This window comes from Thauera sp. 27 (assembly GCF_000310125.2).
Taxonomy (GTDB): domain Bacteria; phylum Pseudomonadota; class Gammaproteobacteria; order Burkholderiales; family Rhodocyclaceae; genus Thauera; species Thauera mechernichensis.
Map to the genome: position 1 here is coordinate 1 of NZ_AMXB01000055.1, position 20,058 is coordinate 20,058.

Annotated in this window: 18 protein-coding genes; 8 read left to right on the top strand and 10 right to left on the bottom strand. The window is 70.3% G+C overall.

Annotation, left to right across the window (positions count from 1 at the left end):
* Positions 1–53: 53 nt before the first annotated feature.
* Genes B447_RS19920 through B447_RS19950 form a run of 7 tightly spaced genes read left to right on the top strand, consistent with a single transcriptional unit; the run spans position 54 to position 6,833 of the window.
* A complete protein-coding gene (locus B447_RS19920) occupies positions 54–1,037 on the top strand; it encodes an ABC transporter permease (protein WP_002925946.1) in 984 nt (327 codons plus the stop codon).
* Between the two features lie 27 nt (positions 1,038–1,064).
* On the top strand, positions 1,065–2,027 hold the full coding sequence (locus tag B447_RS19925; RefSeq protein WP_002945016.1) for an ABC transporter permease: 963 nt from the start codon (positions 1,065–1,067) through the stop codon (positions 2,025–2,027).
* Entirely contained in the window at positions 2,024–3,073 is a 1,050-nt protein-coding gene (locus tag B447_RS19930; protein WP_232431684.1) for an ABC transporter ATP-binding protein, read from the top strand. Before B447_RS19925 ends, B447_RS19930 begins: the two co-directional genes overlap by 4 nt.
* Positions 3,073–4,329, top strand: a complete 1,257-nt coding sequence (locus tag B447_RS19935) for an ABC transporter ATP-binding protein (protein WP_002945018.1) — start codon at positions 3,073–3,075, stop codon at positions 4,327–4,329. The genes B447_RS19930 and B447_RS19935 overlap by 1 nt, the downstream gene beginning before the upstream one ends.
* A complete protein-coding gene (locus tag B447_RS19940; protein WP_002945019.1) occupies positions 4,326–5,024 on the top strand; it encodes an SDR family oxidoreductase in 699 nt (232 codons plus the stop codon). Before B447_RS19935 ends, B447_RS19940 begins: the two co-directional genes overlap by 4 nt.
* Before the next feature lie 25 nt (positions 5,025–5,049).
* A complete protein-coding gene (locus tag B447_RS19945; protein ID WP_002945020.1) occupies positions 5,050–5,790 on the top strand; it encodes an SDR family oxidoreductase in 741 nt (246 codons plus the stop codon).
* 35 nt (positions 5,791–5,825) lie between these two features.
* Complete coding sequence (locus B447_RS19950) at positions 5,826–6,833, top strand: DUF5924 family protein (protein ID WP_269745267.1); 1,008 nt, start codon at positions 5,826–5,828, stop codon at positions 6,831–6,833.
* A gap of 9 nt (positions 6,834–6,842) precedes the next feature.
* On the opposite strand, the gene B447_RS19955 is transcribed toward B447_RS19950, so the two are convergent.
* Entirely contained in the window at positions 6,843–7,265 is a 423-nt protein-coding gene (locus tag B447_RS19955; RefSeq protein WP_002945026.1) for a CBS domain-containing protein, read from the bottom strand.
* Between the two features lie 165 nt (positions 7,266–7,430).
* Between B447_RS19955 and B447_RS19960 the strand changes: the two genes are divergently transcribed.
* Entirely contained in the window at positions 7,431–9,026 is a 1,596-nt protein-coding gene (locus B447_RS19960; protein ID WP_002945029.1) for a thymidine phosphorylase family protein, read from the top strand.
* A 44-nt stretch (positions 9,027–9,070) separates the two neighbouring features.
* Here the strand turns inward: B447_RS19960 and B447_RS19965 are convergent, their stop codons facing one another.
* From B447_RS19965 to B447_RS20005, 9 genes are all read right to left on the bottom strand, one after another.
* Positions 9,071–10,855, bottom strand: a complete 1,785-nt coding sequence (locus tag B447_RS19965; protein ID WP_002945031.1) for a hypothetical protein — start codon at positions 10,853–10,855, stop codon at positions 9,071–9,073.
* Position 10,856: 1 nt separating this feature from the next.
* Entirely contained in the window at positions 10,857–12,482 is a 1,626-nt protein-coding gene (locus B447_RS19970) for a hypothetical protein (protein ID WP_002945033.1), read from the bottom strand.
* 38 nt (positions 12,483–12,520) lie between these two features.
* Positions 12,521–13,999 (bottom strand): hypothetical protein, encoded by a 1,479-nt coding sequence (locus B447_RS19975; RefSeq protein WP_002945035.1) that lies wholly within the window; start codon positions 13,997–13,999, stop codon positions 12,521–12,523.
* Positions 13,996–16,479, bottom strand: a complete 2,484-nt coding sequence (locus B447_RS19980; protein WP_002945037.1) for a hypothetical protein — start codon at positions 16,477–16,479, stop codon at positions 13,996–13,998. Before B447_RS19980 ends, B447_RS19975 begins: the two co-directional genes overlap by 4 nt.
* 43 nt (positions 16,480–16,522) lie before the next feature.
* Positions 16,523–18,274, bottom strand: coding sequence for a baseplate J/gp47 family protein (locus B447_RS19985; protein WP_002945040.1), 1,752 nt, complete (start codon positions 18,272–18,274; stop codon positions 16,523–16,525).
* Between the two features lie 7 nt (positions 18,275–18,281).
* Positions 18,282–18,746: a GPW/gp25 family protein gene (locus B447_RS19990; protein WP_002925972.1), complete on the bottom strand. Its 465-nt coding sequence runs from the start codon at positions 18,744–18,746 to the stop codon at positions 18,282–18,284.
* A 5-nt stretch (positions 18,747–18,751) separates the two neighbouring features.
* Complete coding sequence (locus B447_RS19995) at positions 18,752–19,144, bottom strand: PAAR domain-containing protein (protein ID WP_002925974.1); 393 nt, start codon at positions 19,142–19,144, stop codon at positions 18,752–18,754.
* 21 nt (positions 19,145–19,165) lie between these two features.
* Positions 19,166–19,810 carry a phage baseplate assembly protein V gene (locus tag B447_RS20000; protein WP_002925976.1) on the bottom strand — a complete coding sequence of 215 codons (645 nt, stop codon included), beginning with the start codon at positions 19,808–19,810 and terminating at the stop codon, positions 19,166–19,168.
* On the bottom strand, positions 19,807–20,058 hold a 252-nt coding region (locus B447_RS20005; protein WP_002945043.1), incomplete at its 5' end, for a hypothetical protein. The genes B447_RS20005 and B447_RS20000, both read right to left, overlap by 4 nt.

The following is a 20,058-nucleotide window of genomic DNA, read 5'->3' on the forward strand; positions in this document are numbered from 1 at the left end:
GTGGTCCCTGCGGCGTCTGGCCCGGCCATGATCTCCCATCGTTCGCGCTCCTGATGCTCGCTTTCATCCTGCGTCGCCTGCTGCAGTCCGTCCTCGTCATGCTCGCCGTGGCGCTGGTGTCCTTCGGGCTGTTCCGCTACATCGGCGACCCCATCAACAACATGGTCGGCCAGGAGGCGACGATGGCCGAGCGCGACGCCCTGCGCGATTCGCTCGGCCTCAACGACCCGGTGCCGGTGCAGTTCCTGCGCTTCGTGGCCAATGCGGCGCGCGGCGAGTTCGGCGTGTCCTACCGCATGGCGCGGCCGGTGGCCGACGTGATCGCCGAGCGCCTCCCCGCCACGCTGGAGCTGGCGCTGATCTCGGGCGTCGGCGCGCTGGTGATCGGTATCGCACTCGGCGTGTATACCGCGCTGCGCCGTGACGGCTGGCTGAGCAATGCGATCATGGGCCTGTCCCTGGTCGGGGTGTCGCTGCCGACCTTCCTCATCGGCATCCTGCTGATCTACGTGTTCGCGGTGGAGCTCAAGGTCCTGCCGGCCTTCGGTCGCGGCGAGGTGGTCGATCTCGGTTGGTGGACCACCGGGCTGCTGACCACCTCCGGCCTCAAGTCGCTGATCATGCCGGCGATCACGCTCGGTCTGTACCAGCTCACGCTGATCATGCGCCTGGTGCGCGCAGAGATGCTCGAGGTGCTGCGTACCGACTACATCAAGTTCGCGCGCGCACGCGGCCTGTCGAACCGCGCGGTGCATTTCGGCCATGCGCTCAAGAACACGCTGCTGCCGGTGATCACCATCACCGGCTTGCAGATCGGCTCGATCATCGCGTTCGCGATCATCACCGAGACCGTGTTCCAGTGGCCCGGCGTGGGCCTGCTCTTCATCACCGCCGTGCAGTTCGTCGACATCCCGGTGATGGCCGCCTATCTGGTGCTGATCGCGCTGATTTTCGTCGTCATCAATCTCATCGTCGATCTGCTGTATTTCGTCGTCGATCCGCGCCTGCGCGTGCAGCGCAGTGGCCGTGGGCATTGAGCCGGCGCCAAGGAGCAGGTCCCGAGCATGCCTTCCACATCCCATCTCCCGCCCACCGTCGCCGCCCGACCCGCTTCGCGCTGGGCGCGCCTGGTCGATAGCGACCTCTTCTACAGCTTCACCCATTCACCGGTGACCATACTTTCGGCGCTGGTCACGCTGGTGATCCTCGCCGCCGCCCTGCTGGCACCGGTGATCGCGCCGCAGAATCCCTTCGATCCCGCCACGCTCAACCTGATGGACGGCTTCACCCGGCCCATGCAGGCCAACGAATTCACTGGCAACGTCTATTGGCTGGGCACCGACGCCCAGGGCCGTGACCTGTTCTCGGCCATTCTCTACGGCTCGCGCGTGTCGATCCTGGTCGGCTTCGCCGCGGTGGCCTTCGCCGCGGTGCTGGGCATCACCCTCGGCCTCATCGCCGGTTACCGCGGCGGCTGGGTGGACAGTCTGATCATGCGTATCGCCGACGTTCAGCTGAGCTTCCCCGCCATCCTGGTGGCCTTGCTGATCTTCGGCGTGTTCAAGGGCGTTGTGCCGCCTGCGCTGCAGGACAGGATGGCGGTGTACGTGCTGGTGGTGGCGATCGGGCTGTCGGACTGGGTGCAGTACGCGCGCACGGTGCGCAGCTCGACGCTGGCCGAGAAGAACAAGGAGTACGTGCAGGCCGCACGCGTGATCGGCGTGCCGGCGCCGATGATCCTGCTGCGCCACATCCTGCCCAACGTGATGGGGCCGGTGCTGGTGATCGCCACCATCGGCCTGGCGCTCGCCATCATTCTGGAGTCGACGCTGTCCTTCCTTGGCGTCGGCGTGCCGCCGACCCAGCCCAGCCTGGGTACGCTGATCCGTGTCGGCCAGGACTTCCTGTTCTCGGGAGAGTGGTGGATCGTGTTCTTCCCGGGGCTGACCCTGCTGCTGCTGGCCTTGGCGGTGAACCTGCTCGGCGATTGGCTGCGTGATGCGCTCAACCCGAGGCTGCGCCGATGAGATCCCGGTCCCCTGTGATTTACCAGGTGCCGGCGCGCGAAGACGTGCCGCTGCTGTCGGTGCGCAATCTGCGCATCGAGTTTCCCTCCCGGCGCGGCACCCTGGTGGCGATCGACGACGTGTCCTTCGACATCGCGCGCGGTGAGGTGCTGGGCGTGGTCGGCGAGTCCGGTGCCGGCAAGTCGCTCACCGGTGCCGCCATCATCGGCCTGCTCGAGCCGCCCGGGCGCATCGCAGGTGGACAGATCCTGCTCGATGGCGAACCCATCCACGCCCTGCCTGCCGAGCGCATGCGCCGCCTGCGCGGGCGGCGCATCGCGATGATCTTCCAGGACCCCCTCACCAGCCTGAACCCCTTGTATACGGTGGGCCAGCAGCTGGTGGAGACCATGCTCACCCACCTCGATCTGTCCGATCGCCAGGCGCGTGAGCGCGCGATCGAACTGCTCGAGGAGGTGGGCATCCCGGCCCCGCGCGAGCGCATCGACCACTACCCGCACCAGTTCTCCGGCGGCATGCGCCAGCGCGTGGTGATTGCACTCGCCCTCTGTGCCGAGCCCGAGCTCATCATTGCCGACGAACCGACGACCGCGCTCGATGTCTCGGTGCAGTCGCAGATCATCGCCCTGCTGCGTCGGCTGTGCCGCCAGCATCGCACAGCGGTCATGCTGGTCACCCACGACATGGGCGTGATCGCCGAGACCGCCGACCGCGTCGCGGTGATGTACGCCGGCCGGCTGGCCGAGATCGGCCCGGTCGAAGAAGTCGTGCGCCGGCCTGCACACCCCTACACGCGCGGCCTGATGGGCTCGATCCCGGTGCTGGGGGCGGACGTTCGCCGCCTGGTGCAGATCGACGGCGCCATGCCGCGGCTGACTGCGATACCCGCCGGTTGTGCCTTCAACCCGCGCTGTGGCGAGGCCTTCGCGCGTTGCCGCGAGGTCCGGCCCGAGCTGCTGCCCGCCGGCGCGACGCGGGCGGCCTGCTGGCTTTATGCCGATGACCTGGCGTCGACGCCGGGCACCGAGCCTGTGGAGGGCGCGTGATGAGCATCATCGAGCGCGCGGTGAGCAAGGCCAGGCGCGAGGACCAGGCCGCAGTGGAGGACGCCGAGGGGCTGATCCACCAGCCAGTTGAACACGACGTGGCGGGGCCGGAGCGGGACGCCGTCCCGGCTTCGCTGGCGAGCGCGGCTGCTGGCGATGGCGCGCCTGACGTCGACGCCGTGCCAGCTGCGTCGGGTGTCGAGCTTGCGAAGGCTGGGGGCCAGCCCTTGCTGAGGGTCGAGGATCTGCGCTGCGCCTTCGACGTCTCGAAGCCCTTCCTCAACCGCCTGCTCGAGCGCGCGCCGCGGCGGTGGCTGAAGGCGGTCGATGGCGTGTCCTTCGACATCACGCGCGGCGAGACCTTCGCCCTGGTGGGAGAGTCGGGCTGCGGCAAGTCGACGGTGGCGCGGCTCATCGTCGGCCTCTACGAGCCGTCTGCAGGGCGCATCGTGTTCGATGGCCACGACCTCGCGCTGGTGACGCGCGCGGCCGAGCGCCAGAAGCTGCGCCGCCGCTTCCAGATGATCTTTCAGGATCCCTACGCCAGCCTGAACCCGCGCTGGCGGGTGGAGCGGATCATCGCCGAGCCGATCCGTGTGTTCGGCCTGGAGACGGAGCAGGCGGCCATCCGCGCGCGCGTTGCCGAGCTGCTGACCCAGGTTGGCCTGTCCCCGGCCGATGGCGCCAAGTATCCGCACGAGTTCTCCGGTGGCCAGCGCCAGCGCATCTGTATCGCGCGTGCGCTGGCCAACCGGCCCGAGTTCCTGGTCTGCGACGAGCCGACTTCGGCACTCGACGTGTCGGTGCAGGCGCAGATCCTCAATCTCATGCGCGACCTCCAGGATGCGCTCGGTCTCACCTACCTGTTCATCAGCCACGATCTCGCGGTGGTGCGCCACATGGCGAACGAAGTGGGGGTGATGTACCTCGGCCGCATCGTCGAGATCGCTGCCAGCCGGACGCTTTTCGAGCGCCCCCGCCATCCGTACACGCGCATGCTGCTGGCGACCATCCCCAGCCTGGAGATGCGCGGCCAGCGCGAGGACCTGGTGCGCGGCGAAGTGCCCAACCCGATCACGCCGCCGCCCGGCTGCAGCTTTCATCCGCGTTGTCCGCTGGCGGACGCGCGTTGCCGCAGCGAGGCGCCCGCCCTGCGTCCGCTGGACGGCGGCCAGCGTGTCGCCTGCCACGCCGTCGAGGAGGGGCGTGAGGGTGAATGGGACGGTGCTGCCGTTGTGCAGGAGGTGGTGCGGTGAGTGCCGGCGATACGCCTGCGCTCGCCGTCGTCATCGGCAGCGGCGGCATCGGCGCTGCCGTGGTCGAGTGCCTGCGCGCCGACCCGGCCTACGCCGAGGTCGTGGTCCTCGGCCGCAGCAGCACGCCTGCGCTCGACTTGCTCGACGAGGCCAGCATTGCCGCCTGTGCCGGGCATGTGGCTGCGCGCGGCGTGCCGAGGCTGGTGTTCGACGCCACCGGCTTCCTCCATGGCGAGGGTATGCGCCCGGAGAAGAGCCTGGCCCAGCTCGATCCTGCCCACCTGGCCCATGCCTTTGCGGTCAACGCCATCGGCCCGGCGCTGCTGATGAAGCACTTCCTGCCCTTGCTGCCGGCGACCGGGCGTGCAGTGTTCGCGACCCTCTCGGCCAAGGTCGGCAGCATCGGCGACAACCGGCTCGGCGGCTGGTACGGCTACCGTGCCTCCAAGGCGGCGCTCAACCAGTTCGTGCGCACGGCTGCCGTCGCGCTGCGCCGGCGCAGTCCGGGTGCGCTGTGCGTGGCCTTGCATCCGGGTACGGTCGATACCCGGCTGTCGGCGCCCTTTGCCAAGGCCGGCCTGCAGGTGCAGCCGCCGCGGCTGGCGGCCGAGCGCCTGCTCGGCGTGCTGTCCGGCCTGGGGGCAGAGGACTCGGGGGCATTCTTCAGCTATCTTGGTGAGCGCCTGCCCTGGTGAGGGCGATTGTGGAAGGGATGCGAACATGAGGACCAAGGCCATCGTGACCGGCCACAGCCGCGGCCTGGGGGCGGCGCTGGCCGACGAACTGCTCGCGCGCGGCGTCGACGTACTGGGACTGGCGCGGCAGGGCAACCCCGAGCTGGCTGCGGCGCATCCGCTGCAGCTGCGTGAATGCAGCCTGGACCTTGGCGACAGCGCGGCGCTTGCTGCCTGGCTGGCCGGCGGCGCCTTGCAGGACTGGCTGGCTGATGCAGCGTTGGTGCTGTTGATCAACAATGCCGGCACCCTGCAACCGATGGCCTTGTTGCCGGCGCAGGAGCCTGCAGCCGTGGGCCGGGCCATCGCGCTTTCTGTGGCTGCCCCCTTGATGCTGGCTGCGGCCCTGGTGCCGGCCAGTCCGGCGGCGCACGAGCGCAGGATCGTGCATGTCTCGAGCGGTGCGGCGCGCAAGCCGTATGCGGGCTGGAGCGTCTACTGCGCCGGCAAGGCCGCGCTCGACCACCACGCGCGCGCGGTGCAGGCCGAGGCGATACCGGGCCTGCGCATCTGCAGCCTGGCGCCGGGTGTGCTCGACACCGCCATGCAGGCGGAGATCCGCGCCGCCTCGGCTGAACGCTTTCCGCAGCGCGAGCGCTTCGTCGACCTGCAGCGCAGCGGCGCGCTGGTGGCGCCCGAGGTGTGTGCGATGCACCTGGTCGATTACCTGCTCGACGACGACTTCGGCCGCGAGGCGGTCGCCGACTTGCGCGACCTGATGCGCTGAGCGGCGGGCCCGCAGCGCGCAGCGATCAAGTGCCGGTGTTGAAGCGTCGAATATTGCGTTGGGTGGTCTGGGTGCGCAGGCATCCTGGCCTGGTCGCAGCCTTCGGTTTCGTGTCGGGCGTGCTCAGCTTCACCCTGATCGAGCGCCATGAAGGTGTGGGCCGGGTGATGGCGATCGCCATGCTGGCGGGCTGGCTGTTGCTGGTGCTCGAGCGTGTGCTCAGCCAGGCCGTTGCAACGCGCTTCGGTCATGCCCCGCCGCCTGCGCTGTTGCGCTACCTGACCCAATTCACGCACCAGGAAAGCCTGTTCTTCGCGCTGCCCTTCTTTGCCGCCAGCACGTCCTGGAACAGTGGCCAGGCCCTGTTCTCGATTGCGGTGGCGGCGGCGGCGCTGGTCGCGATCATCGACCCCATCTACTACCGCAGGCTGGCGACACGACGCTGGCTGTTCCTCGGCTATCACACCTTTGCCCTGTTCGCCCTGCTGCTGGTGGCGCTGCCGCTGATCCTGCGCCTGCCGGCCATGGCCAGCTACCAACTGGCCCTCGGCATTGCGGTGCTGCTGTCCTTTCCGACCCTGGCCGGCCTGATCACGCTGCCGCGCTGGTGGCGGCCGCTGCTCGTGCTCGTACTGCTTGCGGGCCTGGGGGCGGCCGGCTGGTTTGCCCGCTTGTGGGTGCCGCCAGCGACGCTGAGGCTGACCGAGGTGGCGGTGACGACGGCATTCGACACCGTCGGGCGCAGCCCGGAGCTGGCATTGCAGCGCATCGGTGCGGCGCAGCTGCGCGAGCACGGCCTGTACGCCTACACCGCCATCCACGCGCCCCTCGGCCTGAGCGAGCGCGTGCGCCATGTCTGGCTGCACGAGGGACGCGAGGTCGACAGCATCGAACTCGAGGTCAAGGGTGGGCGCGCCGAGGGCTACCGGGCGTGGACGCGCAAGCTCAACTTCCCGGAGCGCCCGGAAGGGCGCTGGCAGGTGCGTGTGCTGACTGCGGACGATCGCATGATCGGTACCCTGCGCTTCCAGGTCGATCCTTGAGCGTGCCGCTCAGCAGATGCGCTCCCACAGGCTGAGCTCGTCCTCGAACTGGTCGAGCTCGAGACCCTTGAAGTCGCTGCGCGAGACGATGCCCACCACCTTGCCATCCTTGACCACCGGTACATGGCGGTAGCCGCCGTCGCACATCATGCGCAGGGCCTCGATCGCGGTGCGCTCCGGTTCGATGGTGTCGGGCTTGGGCGTCATCACCTCGGACAGATGCACATGCGCGGCGTTGGCGTCCCGGGCCAGCACCTGCACCGCATCGCGACCGGTGAAGATGCCTTTCAGGTGGGCGCGGGCATCGGTCACCAGCACTGCGCCGACACGGCGTTCGCACATCTGCTGGCAAGCGGTCTGCACCGTGTCCGAAGGTCGCATCATCAAGGGCGCCTGGTCCTTGACGATGAAGGAGATGTTGCGGTTTGTCATGGCGGGCCTCCGTGCAAGCGCATGTGATCCAGATCACAGCATAGGCTCCCAAGGCCTTGACCATATTGACCTTTGGCAAGCTTGTTCGCTTGCGGTGTGCGCTGTGTCTCGCGCCGATGACGGCAGGGCTGCTCTGCCCGCATGAGCAGGTGTAGTCTTGTCGTCATGAAGACGACTCCTGCACTGCCGCCCCCCGGGCCGGCCGCAAGCGGCGCAGAGGAAGCTTTCCCGCTCAGCCTGCGGCGCGTTGCCATCGACACCTATCGCGAGAACGTCGCCTACCTCAATCGCGACTGCGAGATCTATCGCGCCGAGGGCTTCCAGGCGTTGGCCAAGGTCGAGGTGCGCGCCAATGGCCGGCGCGTGCTGGCGACGCTGAACGTGGTGGACGACCCGCGCATCGTGCGCTGCAACGAGATCGGGCTGTCGATCGACGCCTTCGCCCAGCTCGGTGTGGATAACGGCCACCCGGCCATGGTGGCGCAGGCCGAGCCGCCGTCGTCCATTCCCGCGCTGCACCGCAAGATCGCGGGCGAGCGCCTGGGGCGCGACGACTTCCGCGCCATCGTGCGCGACATCGCCGAGCATCGCTACTCCAAGATCGAACTCACCGCCTTCGTCGTCGCCAGCAACCAGGGCGAGCTCGACCGCGAGGAGGTGTACTTCCTCACCGAGGCGATGGCGGCGGTCGGCCAGCGCCTGGACTGGCGCGAGCGCCCGGTCGTGGACAAGCACTGCATCGGCGGCATCCCGGGCAATCGCACCTCGATGCTGGTGGTGCCCATCGTCGCCGCCCACGGCATGCTGTGCCCGAAGACTTCGTCGCGCGCGATCACCTCGCCGGCCGGCACCGCCGACACCATGGAGGTGCTCGCCAGGGTCGAGCTGCCGGTCGATGCGCTCGCCGACATCGTGCGCGAGCACCGTGGCTGCCTGGCCTGGGGCGGCACCGCCCACCTGTCGCCAGCCGACGACGTGCTGATCTCGGTCGAGCGCCCGCTGTCCATCGACTCGCCCGGGCAGATGGTGGCCTCCATCCTGTCCAAGAAGGTGGCGGCGGGCTCCACTCATCTCGTGCTCGACATTCCGGTGGGGCCGACCGCCAAGGTGCGCTCGATGCCCGATGCGCAGAAGCTGCGCAAGCTGTTCGAGTTCGTCGCGGCGCGCATGAATCTGGTGATCGACGTCGTCATCACCGACGGCCGCCAGCCGGTCGGCAGCGGCATCGGACCCGTGCTGGAGGCGCGCGACGTGATGCGGGTGCTCGAGAATGATCCGCGTGCGCCCAACGACCTGCGCCAGAAGGCGCTGCGCCTGGCCGGGCGCATGCTCGAGTTCGACCCCGACGTGCGCGGTGGCGACGGCTTCGCGATCGCGCGCGACATCCTCGATTCCGGCCGCGCGCTGGCGAAGATGGACGCGATCATCCGTGCCCAGGGCGGGCGCCCCTTCGACCACAACGCGCCGGCGCTCGCCCGCCTCAGCTTCGAGGTGGCGGCCGATGCCGACGGCGTGGTCACCGGCATCGACAACCTGCAGCTCGCCCGCGTCGCCCGTCTGGCCGGTGCGCCCAAAGTGCAGGGCGCAGGGGTGGATCTGCTGAAGAAGCTGGGCGAGCCGGTTGCCTGCGGCGAACTGTTGTACCGCGTGCATGCCGACTACCCGGCCGACCTCGAGTTTGCGCGCCAGGCCAGCCTGCGCGCATCGGGCTTCTCGATCGGTGACGCCGCCGGGCTGTCGCATCTGTTCGTGGAGTTCTGAGCCGGCCTTGGGCGCTGCCGCGCCTGGCTGCAATGCTCGGGCTGTCAGCCCAGGCGCAGCTTGAGGACGGCGCTCTCGATCGCGACTTCGGCGGCGATACCCGATTCCACGCACAGCGGCTGTCCCGGCCAGGCGTCCAGTGCCGGTGGCGCGACCGACAGCGCGAAGCGCCCTTGTGCCATGTCCGTTGCCGTGAGCGACTGGCTGCCAAGGTGGAAGGACGGCGCGGGGGCGCCGTCGCCCGTGGTGCCGTCTCCGGCGTCGTCGTCCAGCCAGGCGGCATCCAGCGTCAGCGCGAGCGCCCTGCCATCGAGGTCGCCTGCGTCCTGGCGTATGTGCCAGTCCTCGCCGGCGCTGCCGCTCAGCCAGATGCCACGCCCTTCCTGCAGCCCCAGCTCGATGCGCAGCGCCTGCGCCTGCAGGTCCAGGGCCGGCCAGCGCACGGCGAGCATCAGCACGCCTGCCGTATCGGTGTCGAAGTCGAAAGCCTGTGCGAGCAGGGCGGGTGTGCCGCGTCGGGCGTCAGCGGGCAGTACGCGCAGGCTGCCACGCAGTCGGGCCGACAGTGGATGCCAGCCCAGCACCAGGCCGGCCACGCGGCTCGGGGCGAGCAGCGCCAGGCGGCATTCGACGCGGTGGTCCTCCTCCAGCAGCAGGCCCTGGCGCGCAGCAGCCGTGGTTGCGTCGCGGCCCGGCCCCACGCCAGGCATGTCCGCGCAGCGCATGCGCCCGCCGAGCTGCAGGCTGCGCCGGTTGCCGGCAGGCGGGGCGGGCAGTTCGAGCGCCAGCCGGGTGCGGCGGCTGCCGTCGAAAACCAGCCTCGGCGCACCGGGGGCCATGGCCTGGCCGTCGGTCAGCAGGTCGTATTCGGCGTCGAGGGCGAGCGCCGCATGCAGCACGTTGACCGTGCAGGGGGCATCGGATTCGATGTCCAGACGCAGGCCGGGCAGCCCGGCGCCGGGCGCCAGCTTGCTGCAGGCGGCGATGATCTGTTCGAGGGCGGCCGCCCATTCCTGGGCGAGTTCGGCGGTGGGCAGGCTCACCGCAGTGGTGTGCTCGCCGGCGGCGATCGTCTGCCACAACAGACGCTCGCTACCGCCTTCCTCCAGCACCAGGCGCAGGCGCGGGCTCGTCGGGCGGGCGGCAATGCGTAGGCTGGGGACAAGCTGCGAGCTGCGCCGCAACTGCTCGATGATCCCCGCCTGGGCCGCCACCAGACCATGGTCATGAGACTGGATGAGACCGCCGGCGGCGGGGACGCCGAGTGCACGCGCCTGCGGCAGCTTGCGGGGTCTGGCGGCGGCCGGTTTCTTGAGCGTTGCGCTGGCGTGCAAGGGCACCGGGGCATCGAAGCGCACCACCAGCGGCGAGCCCTGCCAGGCGGGGGCCAGTGTCTGCCCGGTCCTGCCGCGCTGGCTTGCCTCTGCGCTCACCGCTTCGCCGTCGGCACGGTGCAGGCCGAAGGCGTACTGAGCACCCGCATGCGGGCCGTCGATGCGGACGACCGTTGCCGGCCAGACGAAGCCCAGTCGTGCCTGCGTCCGTTCCGTGTCCTCGGTGCTCGAGAACCAGTGACTGTCGTCGGTGGCAAGCGTCATCTCGCCCGGTGTGAAGCGCAGTTCCAGCCGGCTGTCGGCGAGCTGCAGTGCGCGGGCGTCGCGACAGGCCGGCGGTAGCGGCAGCCACAGCGAAAGGCGGAACACGAAGGCACCGCCACCGATCGCCTGCGGACGATCGAGTGTGAGCGAGTTACCGGCGCTCAGCCGTGTCGCAGCGTTGAATGCCGCGCTACGGTAGAGGCCGAAGGGCGCCAGTGCGGGCGAGCTCATCTCAGCCCCCGCCCAGGCGCAGGTTGTTCAGGCTCACCACGGTGTTCAGGTTGCGGTCGACCGTGTTGATGCGCTCGGTGATGGTGGCGCGGCTCTGGTCGAAGCCGGCGAGATCGGCGCGGAAACGGCCGATATCGGTCGAGAACTGTCCGTATTGTGCGTCGAAGGCGTTGAGCCGGCTATCGAAAAGGGTGTAGCGGCTGTCGAAGTCGGAGTAGCGTGCATCGATGGCGAGGCGGTCCTGATGCACGCCTGCGGCAAGCGCCTGCATCTGCTGCATCTGCTGGTTCACCGTGGCTGCCTTGCCGTCGATCTCCACGGCCAGCGCGCTCAGGTGTTCGAACTGCGTGAGCGTGTCCTGCGCGACCGCATCGATGCGGGCGTCGAGGGCGTTGCGTGCCGTGTCGGCGAAGGTGAAGCTGCCGAGCGAGCGCGCCGTGACGCCGCTCGCGGCAACGCCGAGCTGGCGCACCACATCGTCGCGTACGGCCGGGGCCAGCGCGTCCACCCCGCTGCCGAGGAAGCGGTCGACCGTCTGCGTCAGCTGCTGACGACCCAGCCATTCCGCGGTACGCCCAGCCTTGCCCGCGAGGAAGGACTGGCCAAGGTTGAGCAGCCGCCCCAGTGCCTGGCCGTCAGCCTCGGGGGTGTTCGCGGTATCGGCGAGGGCACGTCCCAATGCGTCGCCGTCGGCCACCACCTCGGCCATGAAGCTCAGCCAGGGGCCGACCCAGTTGATCCAGGTCAGCGTGCGTACGCCGCGCGCCAGGCTGGTGCCGCTGTCCTCGTCGGCGAGCACATCGGCCTGCACCAAGGCGCTGTCTGCCGGCCAGGCCAGACGCCAGCGGCCGGGATTGACGCTGTCGAGCATGGCGTGGCGGTGGTCGCGCACGTAGAGGTCGATTGCGCTGCGCAAGCTGTAGCTGCGGTCGCGCAGGTATTCCTCGGCGATCGCACGCAGTGCCGGCGCCAGGGTGAGCGGGTGCGGCGCGTGCACATCAAGGCCCGCGAGTGCATGCTCGAGCGCCGCCTGCTGGTTCTCGGACAGGGGCTCGGTGGGCGGGGTGAACAACTCGAGTTCGGCCGTGCCGTCAGCGCCGCTGAGCACGGTCACCGCCTGGCCTTCGATACGGCGGAAGCCGTACATGTACACAAGATGACCTCTGCCACTCTGCACCACCACCGGCACGCCGGCCCGCGGCGTGCCGCCGAGGTCGCACACGCGCACCCGCAGCGTACGCGGCTGGCCCAGCCATGCCGTCTGCGGCAGCACCTCGATGCTGACGCCGAGCCCGGTTTCGGCCTGGGGGGCGAGTGGGTCGCCGCCGTAGAACAGCGCCACCCAGCGCACCGGGTCGAGCCCGAGCGCGGCGACGCAGATCTCGGTGAAGCGTTCAGGCCCGATCAGGCGGATTGCGCGCACCTGCAGGATGTCGGTGAAGCGGCCGCCGAGCGCCGCGCGCGCGTCGAGCAGGCGCTGGCCCAGGCGCACGCCGATGTCGGGCTCGCCCGGAAACTCGATGTCGCGGTCGAGCTGGGCAGGGCTCGTTGCCCGGTTCAGAAAGTCGAGCACCTGCGCCGCCTGCGCGGCAGACAGATCGCTCGGTTGCAGATGGACGATCGGCATGGCCTTGGCGTCGGTTCGTGGTGGCGGGCCCTGCGCCTTCAGCGGATCCTGCTCGCCAGGCCGCTGAGCGAGGCGTTGATTGCGTTCAGGCGCGACCCAAGGTCGGCTACCTGGACGACGTCGATCTTGTTGATGCCGTCGCCGAGCGAGCGCAGTCCGGCGCTGATCTCCTTGCCGGTCTGTTCCGCGGCCTTGACGCGGTTCTCCAGCACGGTGACCGCCTGCTTGGCAGTGGCGGCATCCAGTGCCGTGTCCTGCGCCGCCTTTGCGGTCTGGCTGACCTGCTGGGTGACGCCGGCCTGGCGGGCGTAGCCAGCGGCCACGCCGGTGTCGGCGAAGCCCGTCGCGAACTGCATCTGCAGTGCGCCTTGCATCATCGCCTTGCCGTGCTGCATCAGCGTGTCGTTGCCCGGGTTGATGACATTGGCCGCCTTCTCCAGGGCCTTCATGTCGCGGATGCGGCCGAGCACGCCGGCATCGGTCGCACGCTTGTCGAGTTCGCTGACCATGCGGTGCACAAGGTCCGGTACGCGGATGTGGACGTCGAGCAGTCGCGACCAGTCGGGCAGCACCGGATCCACCCAGTCGATGTGGCCGAAGGACCAGTTCGGGATCCATTCGCGGAAATTGACCTGAATGGTGGCGACGCCGCGTGTCGGGTCAGGCGAGGTGGCGACGGCATCGGGCTTGGCGAAGGCCATCACGGTGGCGCGGTAGTGGCGCCATTCGCCCGGGTTGAGGCTGATGCCGCCGATGATGCGCCCGCCGGTGTACTGGTCGATGTAGGCATCGGCAAAGCCGCGCACGCTGCGGTTGCCTTCATACATCGTGCTGATCGAGCGGAAGGCCATCTGCGCTTCCGGGTCCTGCGGCGAAGCGGCCTCCTGCAGCACCCGCATCACGGTCTTGCCGCTGTTGCCGGCCTGGGCCTGGAGCACGCCGGCAAAGGCCGCTTCGGTGCTGGCAGTGATGCCCTTGGTGAAGTGCGAGCGCAATTGCACCCGCACCTGGCCGGCGTTGTTGAACTGCACCGCGAGCGCGTTTTCCTCGGCGTTCTCGCGCACGATGAAGCCGGGTACGGCGCGCAGCCGGCCCCAGGTGGTGACGATGTCGAGCCAGGGCCGTGGCTCCGGCAGCGGGCCGCCATCGAGCGCGGTGGCGGTGAACACCAGTTCGGCGACCTGGCCGACGAGGTAGTGTTCGTTCGTCGTGCTCACCCTGAGCAGGTAGTTCTCGCGCAGCGGGGCGGTCTCGGCATCGATGCGTGCGACCACTTCGTCCAGGCCTTCGAGCGGCACGACGCGCGCTGCGAGCTCGGCGATCGCGGCCTGCACCTCCGTTGCCAGTGCAGCGACGTCGGCCTGCACGCCCTGCAGCCCGGTGTCGAGGGCCTCGATCTGCGCGCCATAGGCGCCGAGCACGCTGACGAGCGCATTCCAGTCTTCGGCCCGGATCAGGTGGCCCGCCGCCTTGCCGCCAAGCCCGTCGACGATTGCCTTGGCTTGTTCCAGGGTCATGATGTGCTCTCCTTGACGATTCTGCCTTCGACCATCAGTTGCAGCGGCACCCCGGCCGGGCGGGCGCGCTCGACCAGCTTCCACACCCGCTCGATGAGCGCCGGGTCGGCGGCGGCGTCGGGCTCGGGCAGGCACAGTCGGATGCGGATACCCACTGCCGGGCCGTCCGGCAGCAGCGCCCACAGCCGTGCCGAGGGCGGGTAGGTGAAGGCGAGGTGGTCGAATTGCCCTTCGCCCTCGGGGTCGGCGACGAAGGCGGGTGCGCTGCGAAAATGCCCCGGCAGCACAGCCTTGCGTGCCGGCGCCGGAAACAACTGGCCCTCGGTCGACCACCATGGGCTGTCTCCTGCGGGGGGCGCGGCGGCGGTGGCTAGTTGCAGGTAGCGCCAGCGCTCGTCGCTACGGCCGCTGGGCGGCGGCAGCAGGGGCGCGACGCCATCAACCACGCGCAGTTCGTCCGCCTTGATGCGCAGGCGCAGTTCGGCCGGCGGCACCTCCGCATGCGCGCTGAAGCTGCCCGCGGCGGCATCCCACTGGCCGAGTTCGGCACGCACGCCCGGGGTGAACAGCACGGCGGCGATGTTCGCGTCGGCCCCGGCGCCCACGCCTGCGTTGCGGCGGTCAGCCAGCCCGGGGTCGGCGAAGCGCCGCTGCACGGCGTCCCAGCGCAGCCAGCGCGCCTGGTCGCGGTCGTAGCGCCAGTGGCCGCGCGGCATGCTGGTGAAGTCGCTCGGGTAGGCCGTGTCTGCTCGCCCCTCCGCCAGCCAGGTGCCGGCTTCGGTGTCGTGGCGTGCGAGGTCGCGTCCGTCGTAGCGGAACAGGCCGTTGTCGGCGGCGATCCACAGCATGCCGCGTTCGTCCACCACCAGGCTGCGCACCGCGCCGATCAGCTCGGGGAAGGCCTCCAGCCGCGTCCCTTCGCCGTCGGCGACATGCCAGCGCGCCAGGCCCTCGGCGCCGCCCAGCCACAGGCTGCCGTCGGCCGTCGCCGCCAGTATGTCGAGCGGCGGCAAGGGGCTGTGCAGGCCGGCGGCTGCGGCAGGCTCGGCCTGCCAGTCGGGCAGGTGCTCGGAGACTGCCGCGCCTTCGTAGCGCCAGCACCGTCCCTGGCGGAACATGAAGAGCGCGTCGGCGGTGGCGACCAGCTCGCGGTCGTGGTCGATGAGGAAGGTGTGGATGTCGAGACCGACATGGCGGCGTTCGATCGCCGGGTGCTCTCCGGGCTGATCCAGATCGAGCACGCTCAGACCGTCCGTGCCGCCGGCGTAAAGCGTCGATCCATGCGTGGCCAGCGCGCGCACGGCGCCGTCGATGCCGTCGACGGCCTGCCAGCGCAGGCCGCCGGCTTGCGGCCACAGCCGACAGCGGAACAGGCCGGCATCGGTGCCCAGCCAGGCCGAGTCGCCGGCGCAGCACAGGGCAAGGTAGGGGCCGTCGGGTGCGTCGGCCTCGATCGCCGTGAAGCTGCTGCCGTTGAAGCGCTGTACGCGCCAGGTCTGTTGCGTGCGCTGGCGCGCCCACAGGCTGCCGTCAGGGGCGGCCGAGAGGCTGAGGATGCGCCCCGCGGGCAGGCTGGCGGCCTGTTGCCAGGGGCCGTTGGCCGAGGGGTCGCGGCCGGCGTTGGCGGCCGACTCCGCTGCGCTGGCGAACAGGTGGGCGTCGCGCGCCAGCCAGCCGCGCCGGGTGGGCGTCAGGCGTAGTGCCTGCTCGGGCGCCAGTGTGCCCGTCCATGCCAGGCCGATGCCGACAGGGTGGGTGCCGGGGGTGTAGCGCTCGATCATCGGCGTTGCCGTGGCGGCGCAGGGCGGGTCGGCGGCAATGCCGGCGAGGACGAAGCCGGGGGTCGTCGGGGCGTCGAGCCGCCAGCGTGCGAGCGGGGCGATGCGGTCGCCCTGCTGCACCGTGGGCGGGGCGGTCAGCGCGCGCACCCGGCGCAGCACGACCACCGGTTCCTCCAGTGCGAAGCGGCTGCGCTGGCGGGCGAGCGGCGCCGCCATGTCCTCGGGCAGGGCGGCATCGACCAGGCGTTGCAGCGCATCGGGGGTGGTGAGCCCGAGCCGCCAGGCGTCGACGATGTCGGGCAGGCGCTGGCGGTATTCTTCGACGTTCTCGCGCAGGCTGGCGGGCTCCTGCCAGGGCGGCAGATCGAGCAGCGCGCCGATGCGGGCGAGGTCGCGGACCCAGGGGTAGCGCTGCAGTTCGGCGCGGTCGCGCGGCTCGCGCACGTTGGCGGCAGGCAGGCCGCGTTCCCGGCGGTCGGCCTGGTAGTGGCGCGCCCACAGTGCGGCGTCCGCGGTGTCCCACCAGTGCGCGCGCAGCACGTTCTGAAGTTCGGCAGCGGCTTCGCCCTGGGCTGCGGCCACTGCGGCCAGCCAGTCGGCGAGCAGGCCGCCCTCGTCGTGCTGCGGACGCCACAGGCTGGGCAGCAGCGCCAGCAGGCGCTCGTGCTGGCTGGCGTAGGCCGGATCGCGTGCGCTCATGCGGGCCTCCGTGGGTGGGTGGCGTGGCGTGCCGGGGGCGTCCTCATGGCGCATCCTTCGGCTTCACTTCGACCACGACGCCGGCGAGTGACAGGCGTTCGCCGGTGGCGAGTGCGAAGCCCGGGGCAGTGGGGCCGTCCAGCACCTGGCTGAGTGCGTTGGGGCGGGTGAGCACCCAGTGCACCGTGTAGGGGGCGACGTCGGCTGCGCTGGCACCCGCCGTGCCGGCGAGCTGCTGGGCCAGCGTGGCGCTGCTCCAGCCCGCATGCGGGAGCGGCAGGAGGCGGCTGAGCCGGCTCCAGTCGAGCACGCGCTTGGCATCGTCGCTGGCGTTGCCGGCTGCGGCGAGCTCGTTGAGTGCGGCGATGGCGGCCTCGGTGGCGCTGCTCAGCCTGGCCTGGTCGGGGATCGCGGCGCTGCGCGGGTAGCGCAGCACCAGGCGCAGGGCGGTGGCGAGCGCCGGGTCGACGATGCGCACTTCGCCCAGTTCGGTCGATAGCGAGGCCAGGTTCAATACCCCTTGCGCGCTGTCGAGCACGTCGGCGCCGTCCGCGTGGGCGGCCGTGATGCGCACGTCGTCGACGCCGTCGACGCCGATCGCAAGCCCGACCAGGCGCGTCAGGCTGCCGTCGCTGGCCAGCGGCAGGTGGGCGAAGTAGTCGGCGTAGCGCTTGCGGATGCTGTCCTGGACTGCGCGCAACTCGGTGTCGAGCAGGCCCGGGGCGGTGGTGAGACGCAGGTCGAGCGTGATCTTGGCCGGCGGGCTGCCGTCATGGATGTGCACCTGCACGCCGGCCGGGCGCGCGCTGCGCACGGCCTTGTCCAGGCGGGCGCGGTGGTCGGGGTCGAGCACGCCCTGCAACTGGATGTCGACGCGGCCGGGCGAGGGTTCGAGGATCTCGGCGCGCAGGCCTTCGGCGGCCACCGCGGCTTCCAGCGCGCTGCGTGTGCCGCGTGCCGAGCCGGCAAGAAAGCGGCGCGCGCGGCTGCGCAGTTCGTCGTCGTTCTCGTCGCGCTCCTGGCGTGCGGTGGCGGCCGGATTGGTGACTGCCTCGACGCCGGCGATCGGGCGCACCATCAGCACCAGGCTGTCGGCACCAAGGGCGTCGTTGGCGGCGACGAGATCGCGTGCGGCGACCTTGGCCGCGGCCTGGCCGTCGACCAGGGTGAGGTCGGCGGTGGTCTCGTACTCGATTGCACCGTCAGCGGTCGCCACCCGGGTGCCGGCGGGGATGGTGATCTCGCCCGCGGTGTTGCGTGCGCGGGTAAAGCGCAGTTCGCCGCTGTTGCGCCCCGCGCGTACGCGGCGGATGCCGAGCAGGCCGACGACGTGGTCGAGCGCTCCGCCGCTGGCGGTGTCGAGAAAACCCGCGCGGTAGACCGTTTCCATCTGTGCATACAGGCCGGCAGTCTCGAGCGCGACGGCTTCCATCAGCGTGCGCACGACCGAGCCGGGATAAAGATCGTTGACGCGCATTTCGCGCTGGCGCGGCAGGTAATGCACCTCGAAGGCCGTACCCTCGTCGGGGCGGGCGCCACCTGGCCGCCATTCGAGTTCGGCGCCGTCGGCCGACAGGGCGTAGTCGGCATCGGCGGCGAAGCGGTAGGTCTCGCCGTTGTGCGCGCCCCACACCGCGGTGATGCGGTCGACAGGCGGGCGCTCCAGCGCATGGCGGTAGGGTTCGCGCGCGGCCTTGGCCGGCGGATAGGGGTGGGCCTCGCCGCTCACGCCGCCCAGCAGGCGGTTGAGCAGGCTTTCAGCCACTTCGGGATAGGTTTTGCGGCGGAAAGACATGGCGTCCTCACACGGCAAGTTCGATGGAGAAGGGGCCGATCGTCACCAGTTCGGTGGCGGCGACCGGCTTGACCCGCAGCAGCACATCGACCGTGGAGCGGCTGCCGGGCGAGGGCTCGACACGCAGCTCGGCCACCTTGTCGATACGCGGTTCGGCCTTCAGCGCCTCGAGGATGAAGAGCCGCAGCAGGTTGCGGCGCGGGCTGTCGTTCTCACGCCCGATCAGCTCGTGCACGCGCGAACCGTAGTCGGGGTGGCCGAGCGCGGCGAGTTCGCCACGCGGTGTGAGCAGGCGCAGGATGACGGCCTGGGCGAGGTTCTCCAGGCCGTCGCGGGCGACGAGGTCCCAGGCCGAGCGCGGCCGCCGAGCAGTCTCGCTGGGGCGGTACACCGGACGCAGCTCTCGATGCACCGCATGGATGGCGATATCGCACAGCAGGTGCGCAGTGGAGGGCGGGCGGAAGCTGGGCATGGCGTTCATCCGATCAGGACCGTGCCGCTGGCGATCACGCTGCCGGCGGGCAGGTCGGCTGGGTCGTTGCAGGTCTGCGCCATGTCGCTCATGCGCGCCGCCGGTTTGCCGTTGATGTGCACCGTGGATGAGCCGGCGAGGATGGTGGCACTGTTCGACGGCGGTGTCTGGAACGGACCACCGGCCGGGATGTGGCCGGGCGTATTGGTGGCGGTCGAGTCCTTGGTGGCGGCGGCCTTGCCTTCGATGAGCACGTCGGCCGACAGGCCACCGTCGAGCGTGCCGACGAAGGGGCTGGGCAGCGGTGTCGGCACCGGGCCGCCGGGACTGGGCAGCATCACGATGTGGATGTCGGTGGCGAGGATGCGGTCGCCTTCTTTTGCGGCTGGCAGGCTCATCGTCGCGTCTCCCTCGTCAACCTAGTTGATCTTGACCATCGCGCCCTTGAGCACGAGGTTTCCGCCAGCCTCCAGCGTGGCGTCGCCGTCCGCCTTGAGGCGTAGCCTGCCCGCGGCGGAGACATCGAGATTGCCCGGGGTGTCGATCTGGACGCCGCCGCCACCGTCGATGCTGATCGTGGTGTCGGCGACCTGCAGCCGCATCACCGGGTCGTCGTCCTGGACCTCGAGCTTGAAGCGCTCGCCCATCAGGCTGACGCTGAAGCCCTGCGGCGACGACTGGCGGATCTCGACGCGCACGCCGCCATCGCGGGCGTCGGCACCCGAGGGCAGTTGCAGCACCCAGTCGTTTTCGCTGTTGTCGGGCGGCGTGTCGGCCTCGTTGTAGAGCGTGCCGCACACCACTGGGCGGTTGAGCGCGCCACCGACGAAGCTGAGCAGCACCAGGTCGCCGACCTCGGGCAGGCTGGCGAAGCCCTTGCGCGGGGTTGCGACCGGAACCTGGCGCAACACCAGCTCGGTGTCGCGCAGCACCACGTCGGCACTGTAGGCACCGCCCCCCGATGCGGCCGGGAATACCGCCTGCACGATGCCGATCTCTGTCTGGCGGCGGCTGGCGAGTTCGCGCCGGATCATCTGCTGGATGGTGTCGTAGAGCGTGCTCATGCCGGCACCCCCGTCGCCCGGGTGATGAAGCCCCGGCCGGGCTCAAGCCGGTGCGTCACCGCCACCGCGATCCAGTCGCCGTCGCCGCGCCCGCCGGGGCAGCCTTCGAGCCTGAAGGGGCTGGCGATCTCCAGCGCCGGGCAGCCCGGCACGCTGACGTTCACGCGCCCTGCGGCCTTGGCTGCGGCGGGGGCAGCGCCGAGCAGGGTGGCGACCGCGCCGGCAGCACCACCAAGGCCGCCCGGGCC

What these genes read in the sequence shown, in the direction of transcription:
- B447_RS19920 (WP_002925946.1), top strand. Translation starts at nt 54, where the DNA reads ATGCTCGCTTTCATCCTGCGTCGCCTGCTGCAGTCCGTCCTCGTCATG.
- B447_RS19925 (WP_002945016.1), top strand. Translation starts at nt 1,065, where the DNA reads ATGCCTTCCACATCCCATCTCCCGCCCACCGTCGCCGCCCGACCCGCT.
- B447_RS19930 (WP_232431684.1), top strand. Translation starts at nt 2,024, where the DNA reads ATGAGATCCCGGTCCCCTGTGATTTACCAGGTGCCGGCGCGCGAAGAC.
- B447_RS19935 (WP_002945018.1), top strand. Translation starts at nt 3,073, where the DNA reads ATGAGCATCATCGAGCGCGCGGTGAGCAAGGCCAGGCGCGAGGACCAG.
- B447_RS19945 (WP_002945020.1), top strand. Translation starts at nt 5,050, where the DNA reads ATGAGGACCAAGGCCATCGTGACCGGCCACAGCCGCGGCCTGGGGGCG.
- B447_RS19955 (WP_002945026.1), bottom strand. Translation starts at nt 7,265, where the DNA reads ATGACAAACCGCAACATCTCCTTCATCGTCAAGGACCAGGCGCCCTTG.
- B447_RS19960 (WP_002945029.1), top strand. Translation starts at nt 7,431, where the DNA reads ATGAAGACGACTCCTGCACTGCCGCCCCCCGGGCCGGCCGCAAGCGGC.
- B447_RS19965 (WP_002945031.1), bottom strand. Translation starts at nt 10,855, where the DNA reads ATGAGCTCGCCCGCACTGGCGCCCTTCGGCCTCTACCGTAGCGCGGCA.
- B447_RS19970 (WP_002945033.1), bottom strand. Translation starts at nt 12,482, where the DNA reads ATGCCGATCGTCCATCTGCAACCGAGCGATCTGTCTGCCGCGCAGGCG.
- B447_RS19975 (WP_002945035.1), bottom strand. Translation starts at nt 13,999, where the DNA reads ATGACCCTGGAACAAGCCAAGGCAATCGTCGACGGGCTTGGCGGCAAG.
- B447_RS19980 (WP_002945037.1), bottom strand. Translation starts at nt 16,479, where the DNA reads ATGAGCGCACGCGATCCGGCCTACGCCAGCCAGCACGAGCGCCTGCTG.
- B447_RS19985 (WP_002945040.1), bottom strand. Translation starts at nt 18,274, where the DNA reads ATGTCTTTCCGCCGCAAAACCTATCCCGAAGTGGCTGAAAGCCTGCTC.
- B447_RS19990 (WP_002925972.1), bottom strand. Translation starts at nt 18,746, where the DNA reads ATGCCCAGCTTCCGCCCGCCCTCCACTGCGCACCTGCTGTGCGATATC.
- B447_RS19995 (WP_002925974.1), bottom strand. Translation starts at nt 19,144, where the DNA reads ATGAGCCTGCCAGCCGCAAAAGAAGGCGACCGCATCCTCGCCACCGAC.
- B447_RS20000 (WP_002925976.1), bottom strand. Translation starts at nt 19,810, where the DNA reads ATGAGCACGCTCTACGACACCATCCAGCAGATGATCCGGCGCGAACTC.